At 69.1% G+C, this 19,157-nt stretch carries 16 protein-coding genes, 1 tRNA gene and 1 pseudogene; 2 read left to right on the plus strand and 16 right to left on the minus strand.

All coding sequences use genetic code 11. The features are described from left to right. Positions 1–8 precede the first annotated feature (8 nt). The 10 genes from IH68_RS0123545 to IH68_RS0123600 form a co-directional block, all read right to left on the minus strand. Entirely contained in the window at positions 9–1,226 is a 1,218-nt protein-coding gene (locus tag IH68_RS0123545; protein WP_030938472.1) for an FtsX-like permease family protein, read from the minus strand. Beyond that, positions 1,223–1,948, minus strand: coding sequence for an ABC transporter ATP-binding protein (locus IH68_RS0123550; RefSeq protein ID WP_030938474.1), 726 nt, complete (start codon positions 1,946–1,948; stop codon positions 1,223–1,225). The genes IH68_RS0123545 and IH68_RS0123550 overlap by 4 nt, the downstream gene beginning before the upstream one ends. Positions 1,949–1,971: 23 nt before the next feature. Further along, the gene (locus tag IH68_RS0123555) at positions 1,972–3,564 is read right to left on the minus strand and encodes a hypothetical protein (protein ID WP_051833697.1); all 1,593 of its coding nucleotides are present in this window, start codon (positions 3,562–3,564) and stop codon (positions 1,972–1,974) included. 158 nt (positions 3,565–3,722) lie between these two features. Continuing rightward, a complete protein-coding gene (locus IH68_RS0123560; RefSeq protein WP_030938479.1) occupies positions 3,723–4,220 on the minus strand; it encodes a hypothetical protein in 498 nt (165 codons plus the stop codon). 167 nt (positions 4,221–4,387) lie between these two features. Further along, positions 4,388–4,867, minus strand: coding sequence for a DUF3515 family protein (locus tag IH68_RS0123565; RefSeq protein WP_030938481.1), 480 nt, complete (start codon positions 4,865–4,867; stop codon positions 4,388–4,390). A gap of 114 nt (positions 4,868–4,981) precedes the next feature. Further along, positions 4,982–5,206, minus strand: coding sequence for a helix-turn-helix domain-containing protein (locus IH68_RS0123570; RefSeq protein WP_030938482.1), 225 nt, complete (start codon positions 5,204–5,206; stop codon positions 4,982–4,984). Then, the gene (locus tag IH68_RS0123575) at positions 5,206–5,826 is read right to left on the minus strand and encodes a DUF2975 domain-containing protein (RefSeq protein WP_030938484.1); all 621 of its coding nucleotides are present in this window, start codon (positions 5,824–5,826) and stop codon (positions 5,206–5,208) included. Before IH68_RS0123575 ends, IH68_RS0123570 begins: the two co-directional genes overlap by 1 nt. 243 nt (positions 5,827–6,069) lie before the next feature. Beyond that, positions 6,070–6,375 carry a helix-turn-helix domain-containing protein gene (locus IH68_RS0123580; RefSeq protein ID WP_030938486.1) on the minus strand — a complete coding sequence of 102 codons (306 nt, stop codon included), beginning with the start codon at positions 6,373–6,375 and terminating at the stop codon, positions 6,070–6,072. Positions 6,376–7,138: 763 nt separating this feature from the next. Further along, positions 7,139–7,399: an ATP-binding protein gene (locus IH68_RS59445; RefSeq protein ID WP_324607682.1), complete on the minus strand. Its 261-nt coding sequence runs from the start codon at positions 7,397–7,399 to the stop codon at positions 7,139–7,141. Between the two features lie 320 nt (positions 7,400–7,719). Next, positions 7,720–8,418: a DUF5753 domain-containing protein gene (locus IH68_RS0123600; protein WP_051833698.1), complete on the minus strand. Its 699-nt coding sequence runs from the start codon at positions 8,416–8,418 to the stop codon at positions 7,720–7,722. On the opposite strand from IH68_RS0123600, the pseudogene IH68_RS0123605 reads away from it, so the two are divergent. Continuing rightward, positions 8,371–9,033 (plus strand): annotated as a pseudogene (locus IH68_RS0123605) (tyrosine-type recombinase/integrase); the annotation flags it as partial. The gene IH68_RS0123600 and the pseudogene IH68_RS0123605 sit on opposite strands and share 48 nt — an antisense overlap. A gap of 34 nt (positions 9,034–9,067) precedes the next feature. Here IH68_RS0123605 and IH68_RS0123610 read toward each other — a convergent pair. The 6 genes from IH68_RS0123610 to IH68_RS0123635 all read right to left on the minus strand — a co-directional run bounded on the left by IH68_RS0123610 (position 9,068) and on the right by IH68_RS0123635 (position 17,476). After that, positions 9,068–9,140: transfer RNA gene (locus tag IH68_RS0123610), tRNA-Lys, on the minus strand. A gap of 99 nt (positions 9,141–9,239) precedes the next feature. Next, complete coding sequence (locus IH68_RS0123615; protein WP_030938489.1) at positions 9,240–10,787, minus strand: amino acid permease; 1,548 nt, start codon at positions 10,785–10,787, stop codon at positions 9,240–9,242. A 48-nt stretch (positions 10,788–10,835) separates the two neighbouring features. Next, the gene (locus IH68_RS0123620) at positions 10,836–13,931 is read right to left on the minus strand and encodes an FG-GAP repeat domain-containing protein (protein WP_030938490.1); all 3,096 of its coding nucleotides are present in this window, start codon (positions 13,929–13,931) and stop codon (positions 10,836–10,838) included. 231 nt (positions 13,932–14,162) lie between these two features. Continuing rightward, entirely contained in the window at positions 14,163–16,310 is a 2,148-nt protein-coding gene (locus IH68_RS0123625) for a DEAD/DEAH box helicase (RefSeq protein WP_030938491.1), read from the minus strand. Positions 16,311–16,527: 217 nt separating this feature from the next. After that, positions 16,528–17,049, minus strand: coding sequence for a hypothetical protein (locus IH68_RS0123630; RefSeq protein ID WP_030938492.1), 522 nt, complete (start codon positions 17,047–17,049; stop codon positions 16,528–16,530). 76 nt (positions 17,050–17,125) lie between these two features. Then, positions 17,126–17,476, minus strand: coding sequence for a metallopeptidase family protein (locus tag IH68_RS0123635; RefSeq protein WP_009327618.1), 351 nt, complete (start codon positions 17,474–17,476; stop codon positions 17,126–17,128). 85 nt (positions 17,477–17,561) lie between these two features. On the opposite strand from IH68_RS0123635, the gene IH68_RS0123640 reads away from it, so the two are divergent. Further along, positions 17,562–19,148: a metallophosphoesterase family protein gene (locus IH68_RS0123640; RefSeq protein ID WP_030938493.1), complete on the plus strand. Its 1,587-nt coding sequence runs from the start codon at positions 17,562–17,564 to the stop codon at positions 19,146–19,148. Positions 19,149–19,157: the final 9 nt, after the last annotated feature.

Consider the following 19,157-nt stretch of genomic DNA (forward strand, 5'->3'; position numbering starts at 1 on the left):
AACAGGGATCACCAGTCCTTCATGGCTTCAGTGGGGGACATGCGAGCGGCACGATGAGCCGGGAGCACGGCGCCGGCAGCTACGACGACAACGGTCGCAACCGACAGAGAGATCAGCGTCAGCGTCCCCGGAAGCGGTACTGTGTCGCGCACGTACGGGGCGATGTCACCGATACGCCGAAGACCAGCAGCCGCCGCACTGGACGCGCCCACCGCCAACACGATGCCAGCTGCAGCCGCCACCACACCGGCGATCGCCATCTCCGCCACGAGCATCCCCATCACCGAGCGGCTACGGAAGCCGACTGCCTTGAGGATGCCCACTTCCTGGGCCCGCTGCCGCCCCAGCGCACCCGTCACCGTGACGGCCCCTACGAAGGCGAGCACGCCCAGAACGCCGAGCAGCACGTTCCCGGTCAGGCTGACCAACTGCAGCACTCCGGGAAGAGCCTGAAGCTGCTGTTGCAGGGAGTTGGCCGGGTAGTTCATCCTCTGCACGGCGTTGAGCACGCCCGGTACATGGGCGGCGCTGTCAGCCACCACCGTCAGCTGATCCCAGCCTGAGGTGCGCAGGTAGTCGTCGGTCGTCTTGCCAGCCGCAGCCGCCGCCCATTTCACCACGGTCGCGTCGTCCGCATACGCGGTGTCCGGGCCGTCGAACTGCCAGCTGGGGTCGTACAGGCCCACCACCTTCACCCGGTCGCTCACCGTGTTCCCCACGCCGGGCCGCACATATCGGTGCGCGTCCACTGTCACCGTCCTGCCCACCATCGACGACAGGTCCACCCCATGCGTGGAGGCGGGAAAGACCACCTCTCCGCGGTGCAGCGGAAACAGCTGCTTGCGCACCGACTTGACCACGGGGGGTGCCAGCGCCTTGCGATAGGTCGTCGCATACAGCAGGTCGGCCCCCTCGGGGTTGTCCCGTACCGGCATGGACACCTGAAGCCTGTGCTGGACCGACTCGACGTGAGCGATCTTCGCCAGGCGCTTCTCCGTCGCGTCCGTCAGCTGAGCGGTGTCGGGACGTCCCTCCGGGGAGTCCACCGTGACCGACCGGTTCGCCGTCGACTCCCCGACCTGGCTGGTCGTCGTCCCCTGCGCGTTCGAAGCGATCCCGATCGCGCTCAGGCACACCGCGCCGGCGACCGCGACCATCGCCACCAGACCCAGCAGCCGCCTACGCAACGCTCGCACGTTCCACCACGCCACCTGAAGCAGGTTCACAGCTCACCCTCCCGCGAACCCCGGGTGCGTGCCCAGGAGCGGCCGTTCGTCTTGTCCTGTGCCGAAAGACCTGCGCCCCGGCCCAGCCGGTGAACGACGTCGGCCGCATCCGCGACCGCCTGATTGTGCGTAACGACGAGCACCCCTCGCCCGTCGTCCGCCAACTCCCGGAACAGGCCCAGCAACAGGGCCTCGCTCTCGGTGTCCAGGTTTCCGGTGGGTTCGTCGGCCAGCAGCAGTGGCGGATCGTTCACCAGCGCTCGGGCCAGCGCCACGCGCTGCTGTTCGCCCCCGGACAGCTCGCTGGGCCGGTGCTCGCACCGGTCTCCCAGCCCCACGCGCTCCAGCAGACCGCGCGCCCGGGCCTCTGCCTCCCGGCGCCTGCCGGTGTACGGAAGCAGGACATTGCGCAGGGCGCTGTGCTGTGGCAGCAGGTTGTAGGACTGGAAGACGAACCCCAGACGCCGACGCCGCAGTTCCGCGAGTGCGCTGTCTGACAGACCATGGGTGTCGCGGCCCTCCAGCTCCACCCGGCCTGTGTCGGGTTTCGTCAGCAGCCCGAGAATGTGCATGAGGGTGGATTTGCCCGATCCGGAGTGTCCGACGAGCGCGGTGACGCATCCCGGCGCGACAGCGAGATCGATGTCTTTGAGGACGTCGACCCGCTGGCCGCGCAATGTATAGGACTTGCCTATCCCACTCGCTGTCAGCAGTGTGCTCACGGGGGTTCTGCTCACTTTCTGTCTCAGGAGCCCTGCGAGGGCAGAGTTCCCAGCTTCCGATCCAGTGCCTTGTCCAGCTCCCATACCGCCCATGTCGTCTTGAGGTCGCAGCCCGGCTCGTCATCGGGGCGGTACAGGCCGGGGAGCCCCGGACAGCCCCGGTGCGCCCTGAACTGACTGGCAAGGTGACTCACCATGGATTCGTCGGCATGGCCGCCGAGCAGCAGGTAGGCGCGGACGATCAGCGCACGGTCATAGACGCTTGCGCGGGGCCCCGGGTCGACTGCCCATCGCTTGAGCACGTCCGCGGTCAGCCATCCAGGTGTCCGGTCCTCCTGGCCGGTCTGGTGCAGGCCGACCACCAGCGTGGCAGCCGCCTGCGCGCCTTCCAGATCGTCAACGCTCCAGCGTGTGACGGAGGGAACCGGTATCGGTATGCCGGACTCCGCGCAGTCCCATGCCGCACGCTGCCAGGCCACCACGTTGTCTGCGGTGACCGTGGCCGGCACCGTCGACGGATCCTGGCAGAGCGCGGCCTCCTGTCGAGAAAGCGGCTCACCGCCGGCGCTGTGCTTGAGGGCGGCCAGGTTCAGCCGCGCGGCGCCGTCGCGGGGCGCGTCCTGGGCATTGGCCTGCTCCTCGACCGCAGACAGGAGACGTTTGTCCCGCACAGGCCATCCGGCCAGGCTCCGCAGTTGCTGCACGAACAACGACGCGTCGGGCGTGCCCAGGTAGGAGGACGGGTCACGCACCGTTCCGTCCTGCATGCGCTCCTGCTCAAGACGGCGGGTGACCGCCGAGAACGCCCCATTGGAATTGCCGGCGGCGCGCAGGATGTGCACCAGGCTGTACAGCTGGTCGTAGTCGAGGCTTCCGACGTTGTGCGACAGGGCCTGCTGCCATGTCTTCCGGTCCACACGCGGCTCTTTGCCGGCCGACTCCTGGAGCAATACGTAGTTGTATGTGTCTTCCAGCAGGGCGGCGCGTTCCTTGTCCGGGCGCTCGGTGAACCGGCTCGTGTCCGGAGCTGCCAGCGACGTCAGGGAGCCGGGGACGGACTTGCCGAGCAGGTGCAGGCAGCGTGCCAGGGCCGCGGCCTCGTCCAGTCGCGGCCTGCCGTCTGCCAGCCTGCCCAGCCAGCCAGCGGTGGCCGCCTTGTCAGCGGCGGGAAGCTTCGTGAGAGTTCCGGTGGCCGCCTCCACCTCCAGCGCCGCCCAAGTGGCACCGAGGCGTCCTTCGTCGCTCTTCTCTCCGAGCGCGGGATCTTCGTACCATCCCTTGCCGGTTCGCAGTTTCTCCACGTCCTGGGTGTCGCCGCGCCCCAGCACTGCAGACACTCCGGCCTCGCGCAGCGGGACAAGCCAGTACCTCCCCCACAGTGCGGACGTCTTGAGCGCATCGGAGCGCAGCGCTGCGGCCGTCGTGGCTCCCACCGTGACCTTCGGCTTCGCGCCGGTCTCTGCCAGGATGCGCAGCGCGTAGGACTGAGATTCGGCGCTGCCGCGCTCTTCCCTCAGAAAGGGGTGGTAGTACAGGCCGTTGACCTGGCTGACGAGGCTCTGGAAGTAGGCTGGTTCCCTGCTTTCATGGTGGCTGCCCTGCGAGGTGCAGGACACGGCGGGCAGCAGGACGCAGGCCGCAGCAGCCGCCCACGCCGCTTTCCTCGCGACTCTCCTGGCGTGAGACATACTCGTTCTCCCCCGTAAGAGAACTCTGCCCCCGCCAAAGGGGCGGGGGCAGAGACGTTCAGGTGGTGCGCAGTGTCAAGAGCGGATCAGGCCGCGCCGGCAGTGACGCACTTCTCCGTGAACTTGATGCTGCTGGTGATCTGGGCCGAGCCGCAGGACTTGGTCGACACGTACACGGTCAGCGAGCTGGGCTTCATCTGACCGTAGGTGTCCGAGATCCACTTGTGCCCGCCGTAGTTCTTCCAGCGGACCTCGCCCTGCGACTTGCTGGTCATCTTCAGCGTCGCCTCAGGGTTCTTCGAGATCGTGAGGGAGACGCTGATGCCGTGAGCGGTCAGGATGGCCCGGTTCTGCACCCACTGGGCACTGTCGTGGGCCGTGCCCTTGTACACCTTGGTCGACGCCTTCCAGTCACAGGTGCTCACGTACGAGCCACAGTGCCAGGCGTTCACCTGCATTTTGTGGCCCGGGATGCCCCAGGTACCAGAGGACGACGTGGCGTGCGCGGGCGCAGCTGCGAACAGCAGCGCACCGGCGGCCACCGCAGCGGCCCCACCAGAGGCCAGGCGCGAGAGAGTACGCATGATTTCTCCCCGTAGAAGTGGAAATGCTTCCTTGACCATGCGCCCGGCACCGCAAACGGCACCCGCACGCACGTTCCACTGATTTCTACGTCCTGGCCGCACCTGCGACCATCGCACCTTCGGGCACCCTGCCCTCCAGGGCTAACAGGGGTCCGGGCCGCAAAGGCTCAGCCCTGCTTCGCGCACGCCTTCTGCTTCGTCAGCCCCGACACGATCCCGGACACTTCACCGATCACGGCGTTCTTGTCCTTGATCCGCTCCGACATCGTGACCTCGGCTGCAGGGCTACGCCCGTACGACAGGACCGTCTTCACCCCGTCGTGGGTCTTCTTCTCGTTCACGACCCAGTCGACCCCCTTAACCGACGCGCATGGAGCCGATTCCGGAACGTCCGAGATGTTCCCGCACCGGAGAATGACATCTCCGTCCCCCCACACGGCAGTTCCCTTCTGGTCGGAATCGTCGCGCTCATGGCCCCCCAGCTTCTGCGGCGCCTTGCTCACCAGACTGGAGCACGCCGCACTGGCACCCCCCGGAGCTCCCGACACGTTGTAGGAACGCGAGGAGGTCCCGCATGCTGCAAGAGCGGCAGCACACACAGCGACCACAGCAACCTGTGCCAGACGCCGGCCAGAGGTCATCTCCATGAGTAATCCCTTGTCTAGGTAACGTAGTTATGAGCATGCTTCGGCGAGGGCCACACGGTAGGAGGCGGTACACGGCGCTCTCGTACGGAATGTCGGCCATGCCGATGACCGGGGTCAGTCCTCGCGGACGCTGAGCAGGTCTCCGGGCTGGCAGTTCAATTCGCGGCAGATCGCAGTGAGGGTGGAAAAGCGAATCGCCTTCGCACGGTCGTTCTTCAGGACGGAGAGGTTGACCACCGTCACCCCGACCCTGGCCGCCAGTTCGGACAAGGTCATGCCGCGCTCGGCCAGCAGCCGGTCCAGGTGGACTTGAACCCGGTGTTCCTCCTCTGACGGCATCAGACCAACCCCTCGGTGTCGGCGCGGAGCTTCGTACCACGCCGGAACACCTCGCCCAGGGCCAGGATGAGGAAGGCGAGCAGGACGTACTCGCCGGTGAAGGTGATCGAGGAGGGGACCTGATCAGCCATGGGGGTGCCGTTCACCAGAGCCGCCGTGGTGAGCACCGGCAGGACCGGGGAGAGGACCGCCTGCACCAGCACCGTGAGCCCTATGGCGCTCAGACGGCGGGCGTTGCTCGGCACGAAGACGTCGCCGCCGCGCAGGGTCCTGGCCATCTGAAGGAGGAGGGCCAGGACGAGGAGCAGTAGCAGGCTGCCGATGACGTCCGGCAGCGCGAGCAGCAGGCGCTGGCTCACGTCGGGGTGGGCGAAGATGAGGTTGGCCTGGTGGGTGCCGGTGAGGGTCAAGCCATGGCCCGCCACCGCGTCAGTCACGGTGCCCGGCACCCGGGTCGTGGTCTCGACCTTGACTTCGCGGGTGTCCACCGGGTCGATGAGGCCGACCACCCCGAGGACCGGGAGCAGCACCCCGAAGACGCCGGCAAGCAGAGCCGCCAGGCCCAGAGCCGCCTCCAGCAGCCGATTGTCGGTCCGGCTCCACCAGGACTTCGTACCCACGGTTCCCCCTGCCGCTCGCAGCACCCATATCGCTTATCGATAGTATCGATAAGCGATATGGGTGCTGTCAAGCTCAGGGTGCGGCGGCGGCACAGGCGGGGCTCACGAGAAGAGCGCCGACTGCGGTCGCCCCGAGGTCATCCGCCATGCGGCCCGGACCCTCGGCATGCATCCCGTGGCCCTGCATGGGTAAATCCGCCAGAACGAGGCGGAACGCCCAGACCGAGCGGGCGAACGAGATCCTCAGAGCCGGCCGACGATACGGCCGTGAAAGGCGTAGGCGAAGAGGGCCGCTTCGGTGCGGCTGGTCACTTTGATCTTGACCATGAGGTTGGTCAGGTGCGCTTTGACGGTACGTTCGGCTATGCCGAGTCGGCGGCTGATCTCGCGATTGTCGGCGGCGCGGCTGAGCAGGGTGAGGACTTGGCGTTCTCGGGGGGTGAGATAGGGGATGGCGTGGGGGTCCCCTGGGGTGGGTGGAGCGGTCAGGGTGGAGCTGAAGTCCCCTTGCGATCCGGTCCTCTGGTCGTCCGTCGTGAGGTAAGTCAAAGCGGTGGTCTCCCCGTTCGTCTCTATCTGACCGCTTTAGCCGAACGTCCCCTTGCTCTCGTTGTGCTGCTTACCTTCCGGGGTTTCGGCGCTGGGCGGCAGTTGTGGCGACACCGCGGTCTGATTGGCTTGGTTGAGGGTGTCGCGCATACGCGCTTCTCGCATGGCGCGTCTCCATGTCTATATGGCTGGTAGTGGCCGTACGGACGGCAATAGGTGAGGTCATCCACCCACGCCCGGAGGAGCGCCATCGTGACGCAGGGTAAGTAAATGATCTATAAGAGCTTAAGTAAAGGGAGTTGAGGCAGTCTTGAGGTTGCCTCACAGGATGACGCCCTCCAAGACGATGCCCGATCGTCCCAAACCGCAAGGCGCTCGGCTGTTGATCCGACGCTGGTGGCAGCGAGATGGCCCGTTGGGGGGTGGTGAACCCCTGAGGTTCCAGTGGAAGTGCAGGGGCTCCAAGCTTGTCGGGCCCGCCCGGGCCCGCTGGCGGGCCGTGAAGGGCCCCACCTCGTCGCCCTGGTGCGGACCAGAACCCGCTTCGAACGCGGTCAGCTCATCGAACGTCGCGAGTCCAGCGCCTGAAGGCGCCGGTGGCCCTTGTCCGCCTTCACGGCACCACTTGGTACGACCCGGTGGCTAGCACGCCGCCCGGACTGAACGGTGAGCGGGCCCTCGGTGTGGTGAGGTACGGCCGGCTCCACGCACCACTCCGGATCGGCGACGCCCGCCTGTTCGCCTTCCGGCAGGAGCCATAATGTCAGCTCACCGGGACCGCCAGTTCCGCCCAGACGGTCTTGCCCCACCGCATTTCGTCGTAGCCCCAGCGGTGTGACAGCGCGTCGACCAGGACCAGGCCGCGCCCCGTCTCATCGCCGTCGGCGACCAGATCCATTTTCGGCAGGGCGTGGGATCGGTCGGTGACGCCGATCCGTACGAGATCGTCCGTGACGCGCCGGACGGACACCCGGACCAGACGGCACGAGGTGTGGCGGACCGCGTTGCCCACCAGCTCGGACACGATCGGCGTGCCCGCTTCCGCCAACTCGGCTATGCCCAGGTGTTCGGCGCGACCGTGACAAGGCGTCGGGCACGACGGGCCGTCTCGGGCTCACACGGGAGGGTTTCGGTGTAGCCGGGCGGTCCGATTGCGGCGGGTCCGGTCATGACGCTCACAGGGTCGTCTCCTCAGGGCTGGGACGTCCCGCCCGCGACGGGGGAATACGGGCGGGACTCTCCTCCTCTGCCGCCGAGGGGAAGCCTGGACCTGCCCGGCGACGCCAACGACCGTACGGAGGGCCGGAGTTTCGGCTCAACGAAATTGCGGGGAATTGTGCGACGTCATCCGAGGGAGGTGATCGCCGACTCGATCAAGGCGCGGGCGGCGTTGCCGTGGACGGCCATCTTCGTCAGCTCCCCGAACGCCTTGCAGTAGTCGGCGAGTTCGCGCGGTTGCACCACGTTCACCTCGGCGGTGAGGGTCTCCACGACGCTGCGTGCGCCGTCATGGAGGTAGAACGCCTCCAGCGGCCACATGGTCCTTTGCGCGGTGAAGGGGATGAGACCCGGGGAGACGGAGGGCAGCGGCATCACGGTCAGCAGGTGCCTGAGCCGTCCGGCCATCGTCTCTGCGTCGCCTACGCGGTAGCGCAGGACGCACGTGCCCTGGAAGTCGGTGATGGCCTCCATCAGGGCCGTGGCGTAGGCAGGGGTCTGGAAGAAGCCGGGCACGACGTTGGATACGTACGCGCGGGTGACGCCGCCGTGCGCGTAGCGGTCGTAGATATCCCCCTGGGTCTTGCGCATGCCGGTCCGGTGGCTCCTGCGCCACTCCACATACATCGAGTCGACGGCGCGGGCCGTGGCGATCAGGTCGTCGGCCTGGTCTGCGGCACCACAGCCGGCGCACCAGGCTCGGATGTCCCCGTCGGTGGGCTGCACCTCGCCCTTTTGGATGCGGGTGGTCTTCGCAGGGTGCCAGCCGCACCGGGTGGGCTCCGTCGCGGCGAGACGGTCGGCCAGGACTGGCACGAGATCGATCTCGGCGCCGGCCTCATCACCCCGGCCAAGGAGATCGTGGTCGACGGCTGGGACCTCTACGAGTCCGAGCCGAAGACCGACGGCAGCGCCAATACGATCGCGCTAGACAGCATGAACATTGCCGTGCTGCGCGACCACAAGGCCCGCCAGGACAAGGAGCGTGCGGACTGGGGCACCGCCTGGCAGGACACCGGCAAGGTGTTCACCAAGGAGGACGGCTCCTGGCTTCACCCGGAGACGGTCTCGGAGACCTTCCGCCGCATCCTCGCCACCACCGACCTGCCGCCCATCACCCTCCGGGACCTACGCCACGTCGCCGCGACGCTCACGCACGGAGGCGGAGGCGACATCCACACGGTGAAGGAGACGCTCCGGCACTCCACCATCACGCTGCCCTCGGACACGTACACGAGTCTGCTCCCCGAGCTGGACCGTGAAATCGCCGAGAAGGCAGCGAAGCTGATCCCCCGGTCGCGTCAGGTGGCTGCCGAACCGTCCGCCCAAACGGCAGCCGATCCGCAGGCCACGGCCACATCCGCTCACGCATCGCTCACGCAGTGGCTCGAAAACGAAGCAGCGCCCGAGCCGACCGAAGCCGACTCAGGCGCTGCGTAGCAGGTCAGAGGGCATATCCCCCGCCTACCAGCCGTAGGCCCTGTGGGACTCGAACCCACAACCAATGGATTAAAAGTCCACTGCTCTGCCAATTGAGCTAAGGGCCCCTGGCGATGTTGCCTCCCCGAGCATAGCCGGACACGGCCGCGTCTCCGATCGGGTATCGGGGACACGGCCGTGCCGGAGGCGAAGATCCGGCCGGAGTGTCAGGGATCTACCTTTTCCGGGGCGCCTCCGGAGGCTGCCATGCGTGACGCCTCCCTGGCGAGCGTGCGTTCGTGGGCCGGGTTGAGGAACCAGTGCCGGGCCGACGCCCCCCACCACGCCGCCGCGAAGCCGAGGACGGCCAGGACGGCGACCGGGGCGTAGTTGAAGCTCTCCCAGGTGACCGGTGAGACCTGGGGCAGCATGAAGAGGACCGTGATCACGCCCACCCACACCACCGAGACGATGCCGACCGGACGGGACCAGCGGCCCAGGTGCCACGGCCCCCGCACGAAGTCGTCGCCCTTGCGCACCCGCAGCAGCGTCGGGATGACGTACGCGATGTACAGGCCGATGACGGCGATCGAGGTCACCGCCGCGTACGCCGTCACATTGATCAGATACGGCAGTCCCAGCACCAGCGCCCCGGCCGCCGCCAGCCACACCGCCGCCACGGGCGTCCGGGTCCGCGGGCTCACCGTGTGCCACACGCGCGAGAAGGGCAGGGCGCCGTCGCGTGAAAAGGCGTAGATCATGCGGCTGTTGGCCGTCACCGAGGCCATTCCGCAGAACAGCTGCGCGCCGATGACGACCAGGAGCAGCAGCTTGCCTGCCGTGGCGCCCAGGGCGTCCAGCAGGATCTGGGCCGGCGGCGCCCCCGTGGGCGAGGCGAGCTCCTTGTCGTAGGACTGGATGGCGAACGTGAAGCCCAGCAGCAGGACGAAGCCCGCTATCCACGACGTCCAGATGGACTGGACGATGCCCTTCGGGCCCGCCGTCGACGCGTCGTGCGTCTCCTCCGTCATATGGGCCGAGGCGTCGTAGCCGGTGAAGGTGTACTGCGCCATCAGCAGGCCCAGGAGCACGACGTAGACACCGCTGCCCCAGCCCGTGTTGTTCACGAACTTCGTGAAGACGAAGGACGCGGACTGATGGTGGTCGGGCACGAAGGCCAGCGCGCCGACGATGACGCCGACTCCGAGCACGTGCCACCACACGCTGATGTCGTTGAGGAGAGCGACGATCTTCACGCCGAAGGTGTTCAGGAGGCCGTGCAGCACCAGGATCCCGGCGAAGAGCAGGACCGTCCGGCCCGGGGTCACCTCGAAGTCGAACTGGAGGTTCAGATAGGCGCCGAGGAAGGACGCTGCGCCGAAGTCGATGCCCGCCGTCACCGCCACCTGGCCCAACACGTTGAACCAGCCCGTGAACCACGCCCAGGCGGCGGCCGAACGCGGGGGCGCCAGCCGGTGGGCCCAGAAGTACAGGCCCGCGGAGGTCGGGTAGGCCGAACAGATCTCGGCCATCGCGAGCCCGACGAACAGCGTCATCAGGCCGACGGCCACCCAGCCCCAGGTGATCACCGCGGGGCCGCCTGTGTTCATCCCGAAGAGGTAGAGGGTCAGGCAGCCCGACAGGACGGAGATGATCGTGAAGGAGACGGCGTAGTTGGAGAACGCCGACATACGGCGGGCGAGGACCTGGGTGTAACCGAGCTGGGCAAGCCGTTCCTCGTCCGACAGCCCACTCTCTATCGCGTCATCTGTCATGCCCCCAGCGATTCCCACACCGAGGGCGTGACACACGTCACAACTTGGCTAGAAAATACCCTTGTAGCCCTGCCAGCCCGACGCGATCTTCACCCGGCCCCCGAACGACCCCTTCCCGTCACCGGAGTTGCGGTACACGTTCCCCGCCGTGTCCCGCTCCACCAGGTCCGCCTTGCCGTCACCGGTGATGTCGCCGACGCCGACGAGCGCGTTGTACGAGCCGCCCCAGTTGGAGAACAGCTTCGCCCGGGCACCGAACGTGCCGTCGCCCTTGCCGTAGTAGCGGTACAGGGTGTTCGCCCTGTCCTGCGCCAGCAGGTCGCCGATCCCGTCGCCGTTCAGGTCACCGGCCCCGACGACCTTCTTGTAGCCGCGCCAGTCGCCGTACAGCGTCACCCGCGCCGACAGCTTCCCCGTGCTCGTGCCCTTGTACAGGTACACCGCGCCGGTCGAGGTGTTGCGGGCGATCAGGTCCGGGCGGCCGTCCTTGGTCACGTCGCCGGGCGAGGTGAGGACGTCGTACTGGTTCCAGCCGGACGTGCCCAGCGAGGTGTACGGGGTCGACGGCGCCAACTCCCCGCCGCAGTCCGGGCGGTAGGCGCGCAGGGCGCCACTGCTCAGCCGGACCAGGACGTCGTTGCAGCGGTCGCCGTTCAGATCGCCGAACGGCACCGGCCTGATCGTCGTCGGCCAGCCGATCCCGGTCACCGTCCCGGAGAAGGTGCCCTTGCCCGTGCCCTGCTGGAAGGCCAGCTTGCCGGAGGAGCTGAGGGTCAACAGGTCACCGATGCCGTCCGGCAGGCCCCAGACGCCGCCCACCTGGTCGCGGCGGACGGCCGCGCCCTTGCGTACCTGCACCGAGCCCTGCACCTGCAGCGGGGCGCCCACGCCGTCCGCCGGGTCGATGCTCAGCGCCCAGTCGTAACCGCCGTTCGGCAGGCGGCCGTTCGCGGTCGCGCCGAACCACTCGACCTTCAGCTCACCGCGCGCCTCACCGCCGCGGCGGGTGTCGACCACCTTGCCGGTCGCCTTGCTGCGCACGGTCAGCTGCCAGCCCGCGGCCGGCTTCGACAGCAGCACTCGGGCGAGCGGATTGAACTCGGGATACTCCTCGTCCGGGGTGACCATGTCCCGGGACGCCGGCGGGTCCAGCAGACGCAGCGGCTGCTGCGGCACACCGGACGGGACGATGTGCACCCGCTCCTGGGCGTCGACGTAGGCGGCGTTCGCGCCCGACTCGTCGACCGTCCAGCGCACATCGCGCTGCGAGACGCCGGTGTCGGGCAGTTCGCCGATGACCCGGCTGACCGGGTTTCCGTCGGCGACCGTGGTCAGCACCAGCTTCGCGGCCGCCTTGTCGTGCGTGACGACATACCCGTCGCCGAGCTTCGCCTCGTCGGCCGGGACGGACACGGACTTCTTCGTCGTACGGTCGAACACCCCGGCCGTGTCACCGCAGTTCCAGTACAGATAGCGGCCGAGCGCCTGCAGTTCGGTCGGTGCGCAGCCGACGCCGTCGAGGGTGAGCGTCTCGACGGTTTTCTTCGCCGACAGGTCGTACGCGCTGACCCGCCCGGGAGTCACGTCCGCCGTCCACAGCAGGTCACCGGAGAGGGCGGCGGCGCCGGGAGCGCGGGTGACCTTGGCCGGCGCGTCGTCGCGGATCTTGTAGACGTACTGCTGGGTGGCGGTGGTGTAGAGGACGTACGTGCCGGAGACGTCGGTGATCCGCCCGCCCGCGGGCACATCGCGGTCCCAGAAGGCGTACTGCCCGGGGCCGTTGACCCTGAGCCGGTCGTCCTCCCCGGACTCCCGTTCCAGCCAGACGGTCGGCCCGGCGGCCGTACCGAACACCTGCGAGCAGCCGACGTCGCCGGCCGGGCAGCTGTACAGCTTGATGTCGGTGCCGTCGTAGTTCGAGCGCGGACCATAGGTGGGCGTACCGGTGACGGCGACCGTGCGGCCGTACGTGTCACGCGTGTTGCCCCAGCTGGCGTCCGCCTCCACCAGCCGCCCCTGGTCCAGCGACAGCCCCTGGATCGGGTACGGCGGCTTCGGCAACGGCTTGACCATGGTGACGGTCGGTCTGCCGTCCGCGCCGGCGGCGATCCGCTGCACGCCCCAGTCGTCGGTGGCGGCGCTGGTGCGGCCCACAGCTACGGCGGTGCCGTCGGAGACAGCCGAGACGCCGACGTTCGACCCGGCCAGCAGAGTGACCTCGGGACCACCCGCGGTCGCCTTGGCGTACACCGTCGTACCCCCGCTGGGCCGGTGGACCAGCCAGTCGCCCACGACGGCCAGATCCTGCGCCGGGTTCACCCCGCTGCCTGCGAGCGGGACCTCGACGGGGGCAGCGGAGAGGTCGGCGCGGTCGTAGACCAGGACGGTCGTCTCGTTGAGGTTGAACAGCACGACGTGGTCGGAGGTGACCTGGGCCTTGAGGTAGACCTTGGTGCGCAGCGGGGTCATGTCCCGCACCTGACCGGTGTGCCGGTCGACCATCACCGACAGGTACTGGCCGTCCTTGGCGCCCTGGAACAGCAGCCCGTCCGCGTCTGCGCCGACCGGCTGCCCGAGGTTCACCCCCGCCGGCACACCGGTGACGGGCACGTCCCGGGTGCCGCCGTCGGCGTCCGGGAGCAGCAGATGCATCTCGCGCCAGGCCGTCCCGTTCTCGTCGGTGACGTTGCGGTAGGCGACCGCCAGGTCCTGGTAGCCGGTGAGCACGCTCAGGCCCTCGGGTGCCTGCAGCGTCCGGGTGCTGCCGTCGACCGCGTTCCACAGGTCGACCCGGCCGTCCGAGTAGCGGCTGACCATGACGTCACCGCCCGAACCGCCGCTCACCACGCTCCCGGTCGGCCGGGTCACGGGCACGGACGTGCCGTCGGCGTACCGCGTCCAGACCAGCCCGGCGCCCTCCAGGCTGTGGAAGACGCCCTGCGTCCCGGCCGCGTCGTGACCGCTGTACGTGGACGCGCTCCACAGCGCGCCCGAGGTGTACGTGGAGCGCATGGTCGCCGGCACCACCGTCTCCTGCGCGGCGTCGGCGACGGCCGGTGCTGACGGAAGCAGCGGGCTCAGGCCTGCGGCCAGTACCGCCGAGGCGGCGACGAGACGCAGACGTACGAAGCCATGACGAGTCAAGGAGACCCTCCCCGAAGAACGAGGCGTCGCGCACGCACCCGATGTCCGGTGCCCAGGCCCCCCGGCCGTCACATTCGCCTCAGAAGTGAGCTGATCCTACCGGGAGTTCACGGCCCGGTAAAAGGTTTTCCAACTGGTTTCCAACCCACCCCGGACCGCGTGGAACAGCAGAAACGCCGTGGCCCCCCGTCCGGTGTGACGGGGGGCCACGGCGTTCACCGCTGAATCAGATCAGCCGTTGCGCTTCCAGCGCGGCTTGTCGTCGCGACGGCCGAAGGAGGAGCCGCCACCGGTGCCGGTGCCGCGGTGGTCGTCACGACGGCCGTAGGGGCGCTCGTGGCCGCCGGAGCGGAAGCCCGGACGGTCGCCCTGGCGGTCCCGGTTGAAGGGACGGTCGCTGCCACGGTGCCCACCGCGCTCGTCACGGCGCTCGAAGGAACGGCCGGCCGGACGGTCGGACGGACGGTCGTCACGGCGGAACCCGCCACGGTCGTTGTCCCGACGCTCGAAGCCACGGCCACCGCGGTCGTCACGACGCTCGAAGGAACGACCGCCACGGTCGGACGGACGGTCGTCACGGCGGAACCCGCCACGGTCGTTGTCCCGACGCTCGAACCCACGGCCACCACGGTCGTCACGACGCTCGAAGGAACGGCCACCGCGGTCGTCCCGACGGTCGTCACGGCGGAACCCGCCACGGTCGTTGTCCCGACGCTCGAACCCACGGTCACCACGGTCGCGGTTGAACCCACCGCGGTCGTTGTTGTCCCGGCGCTCGAAGGAACGACCACCGCGGTCGTCCCGACGGTCGTCGCGGCGGAACCCGCCACGGTCGTTGTCCCGACGCTCACGACGCTCGTACGACGACGGAGCCTGCGCCCGGTCGACGTCCTGAGCGGCGGGCTGCTCGGGCACCGACACCTCGGCCGCCTCGACGGTCTCGGCGACCGCCGCCTGCGCCTCGGCCACCGCCGCCTCGGGGTCCTCGCCGCGCTCGCGGGCGACCCGGGCGACCAGACGGTCGGCCTCCTCGCGCAGCTCGGTCGCGCGGCGCTGCGCCCGCTCCAGCTGCTTGGTGAGGTGGGAGACCTCACGCTCGGCCTGCTGAGCCGCGTTGCCCGCGGACTCGGCCTGGACCTCGGTCATCGAACGGGCGCCGGTGATCTCGGCGACCTCGGGCTCGAAGGCCGTACCGGAGTTGATGATGTGACGCCCGGCGTCGACGCCCGCGTCCTCCATCAGCCGGAAGATCTGGCGGCGCTGGTGCGGCAGCGACAGCGAGACGACCGTGCCGGTGCGGCCCGCGCGAGCGGTACGGCCGGCGCGGTGCAGGTAGTCCTTGTGGTCACCGGCGGGGTCGACGTTCAGGACGAGGTCGATGCCGTCGACGTGGATGCCGCGGGCGGCGACGTCGGTGGCGACGAGCGCGTTGACGTAACCGTCCTTGAAGTCGGCCAGCGTGCGCGTCCGCGCGCCCTGCGTCATACCGCCGTGCAGCGCGTCGGCCTTCACACCGGCGTCGCGCAGCTGCTCGGCGATCCGGTCCGCGCCCAGCTGGGTGCGGACGAAGATGATGGTGCGGCCCTTGCGGGAGGCGATGGCCGCGGTGACCGGCGCCTTGTCCTTGGGCTTCACGATCAGGATGTGGTGCGACATGGTCGTGACGTTGCCCTGGGCGCTGTCGACCTCGTGCGTGACCGGGTTGCTCAGGTAGCGCTTGACCAGCGTGGAGATCTCGTTCTCCATCGTGGCCGAGAACAGCATCCGCTGGCCGCCGGCCGGGATCTGGTCGAGCAGCTCGGTGACTTCGGGCAGGAAGCCCAGGTCGGACATCTGGTCGGCCTCGTCGAGGACGGCGACCTCGACGTTCTCCAGGGAGCAGGCGCCGCGGTTGATGATGTCGCGCAGACGGCCCGGGGTGGCGACGAGGATGTCGACGCCGCGCTCCAGGGCGTAGATCTGGTTGCCCATCGACGTACCGCCGCAGACGACCTTCATCTTCAGGCCCACGACGTCGCCGTACGGCTGCAGCGCGTCCGCGACCTGCATCGCGAGCTCACGGGTCGGGGTGAGGATGACGGCGCGCGGCTTGTGCTTCTCGGTGCGGCCGCCGGCGAGACGCGCCAGCGTCGGCAGACCGAAGGAGAGGGTCTTGCCGGAGCCGGTGCGGCCACGGCCGAGGATGTCCTTGCCGGCCAGGGCGTCCGGGATGGTCGCGGCCTGGATCGGGAAGGGGGTGGTCACGCCGTTCTGCGCGAGCTTGCGCACGACGCCCTCGGGGAGACCGAGGTCCGCGAAGGTGACCTCGGGAGCTTCCACGGCGCCTTCGGTGCCCTCGTTCTCGGGCACGACGACGTGATCAGTACTGGAAATGGACATGCGTAAGCGAAACCTTCCGGAGTCTCGTCGGCACGCGCCCGTCAACTCCGTGATTTCGCAATACGACCGCCTCTATGCGGTCAGCCACGGCAAGGGAGAGAACGCGCCACGCGGCGCTCTCTGCAATGGCGCCGGGCAATGGGATCAAACGATCTACCACCATACGCACCCTGCACACCCCAAGGCAAACCGATCCACCGAGACGCTCGTCACGTCCCTACGCCGGTGAGCCCGCCGTCGGCGCCGGCTCCCGCTCGGTCATCTGCGGCGACTCCTCGTGTGCCGAGGACGACGGCTCGGCGACCGTCGGCTGGGGCGAGGCGGTGACCGGCTGCTCGCTGGGCGTCGGCTGCGGCTCCTCCGTGTGCGTCGGGGTCGGCGACGCGACGGTCGGCGCGGGAACCCCGGGATTGTCGCTCTTCCCGTTGCCGGGTTTGCCCGCCGCAGGGGCGGACTGTCCGGCCCCCGCGGACGGCGAGGCCGAGGGGGACGCCGACTTCCCGTCCTTCTCCTTCTCCCGCTTGCCGCCCTCGTGCTTGCCGTCGGCGACGCCGGCCCCGACGCCCCTGCCGGACACACCCGTCCCGCCGTCGGGCGCTTCCCCGCCCCGCTGCCCCGCGGAGTGCGACGGCTTCGCGCCCCCGCCTCCCCCGTCCTCGCCCACACTCATGCAGCCGGCGGCAGCGGCGACGGCCATGACCGTGGCGGCCAGACGGACGGGTACGTACAAGCGGCGCACGGAAAGCCACCTCCGAGGCGGGGGAAGGAGTCAACCTGCCCAACTCCCGCCGCCCACAAGAGGACACGCGCCCCGCTCACCCGTATCCCAGGGCGTGCAGCCGCGCGTCGTCGATCCCGAAGTGATGGGCGATCTCGTGCACGACGGTCACCTCGGTCTCCGCGACGACGTCCTCCCGCGACTCGCACATCCTGAGCGTCGGCCCCCGGTAGATCGTGATGCGGTCCGGCAGCACCCCGGCGTACCACTCACCCCGGTCCGTCAGCGGAGTCCCCTCGTAGAGCCCGAGCAGCTCGGGATCGTCCGCCGGCGGCTCGTCCTCCACGAACACCGCGACGTTGTCCATCAGCCGCGTCAGCTCCGGCGGGATCCGGTCGAGCGCCTCGGCGACCAGTTCCTCGAACTCCTCGCGCGTCATCTCCAGCACAGGCCCATTGTCGGCCACGGCCCGTCCGTACGAGAGTCATGGACCCACCTGCATATCCATGCCCGCACTTGGGCATACGGGACCAATGGCCCGCGTCCCCGCCATCGCCGCCACCGTCCTGAACCGGGTACGCAAGTCCCCGCGCACCCTCACCCGCCACTACCGCTCCCGCCGCCCCCACCCGACCCTCGAGCTCGTCCGGCAGCCGCACCCCTGGCCCCGCGCCCTGGGCCTGGCCGCCGTGGTCCTGCTCGGCGCCTGGCTGGGGCTGCTCATCGTCGGCAACGTACGGGTCCCGGTCGGCCCCATGAACACGACGATGACCCTGCGCCCGTCCCTCAGCGGCGGCACGAAGATCAACATCTCGCCGCTCGGCGCCCTGGAACTGAACAGCCACCACGCGCCGCTCCGCCTCGACGTGAACGTCGACCAGCTCGACCCGGTCCGCGCCCAGGCCCTGGTCGACCACCCCGAACGCCTCTCCGGCCTCCAGGACGAGGTCGCCCACGACGTCGAGCACGGCACCCTCGACGTGGCCCTGCGCTCCTGCGTGGCCGTCGTGTCGGGTGCCACGGCCCTGGGCCTCGCGGTCTACCGACGCCCCCGCCGCGCCCTCGCCGCCGGCGGCACGGCCCTGGCCCTCCTCATGGCCTGCGGAGCCTCGGTGTACGCGACCTGGAACCCCGAGTCCGTCCTCGAACCGAAGTACTCGGGCCTGCTCTCCTCGGCGCCCTCGCTGGTCGGCAACGCCCGCAACATCGTCACCGAATTCGACGTCTACCAGAAGGAGTTGGCCCGCCTGGTGACCAATGTGACGAAGCTCTACGACGTCACGTCCACGCTGCCCGCCTACCAGCCGGACCCGTCCACCGTCCGCGTCCTGCACGTCTCGGACATCCATCTCAACCCCGCGAGCTGGAAGATCATCGCGTCGCTGGTGGACCAGTACAAGGTGAACGTGATCGTCGACACCGGCGACACGATGGACCACGGCTCGGCGGCGGAGAACGGCTTCCTCGACCCGATCGCGGACCTGGGGGCCCCGTACGTCTGGGTCCGCGGCAACCACGACTCGGATGTCACCCAGCGCCATCTGCAGCGCATGAAGAACGTCCACGTGCTGGACGGCGGCCGGGCGGAGACGATCGCGGGCCTGCGCTTCGCGGGCATGGGCGACCCGCAGTTCACCCCCGACCGCTCGAAGGCACTGGGAGCCGCCGCGTCGGAGGAACTGGCCGGCGCCCGCCTGGCGACGGCCCTGAGCGACCAGAAGAGCGCGGGCACCCCCGTCGACGTGGCCATGGTCCACGAGCCGTCGGCGGCCCGCGAGGTCGACGGCGAGGTGCCACTGGTCCTGTGCGGCCACCTGCACCACGAAGGCGACGAGATCCTGCAGCGCGGCACCCACCTGCGTATGGAGGGCTCGACGGGCGGCAGCGGCCTGCGCGCGCTCGAACACAAGTACCCGGCCCCGATCGAGGCCTCGATCCTCTACTTCGACCGCGACACCCGCCGCCTCCAGGCCTGGGACTCGATCAAACTGGGCGGCCTCGGCGAGACGACGGCGGAGGTCACCCGCCACCTCCCCAAGGAGAACCAGCCCGGAGCCACCCCGTCCTCGCCGACCCCCTCCTCTCCCGCCCCATCCACCCCCTCGCCCTCCACCCCGTAAACCGTTTTG

Origin of the sequence: Streptomyces sp. NRRL S-646, from assembly GCF_000720765.1 — a bacterium.
Classification (GTDB): domain Bacteria; phylum Actinomycetota; class Actinomycetes; order Streptomycetales; family Streptomycetaceae; genus Streptomyces.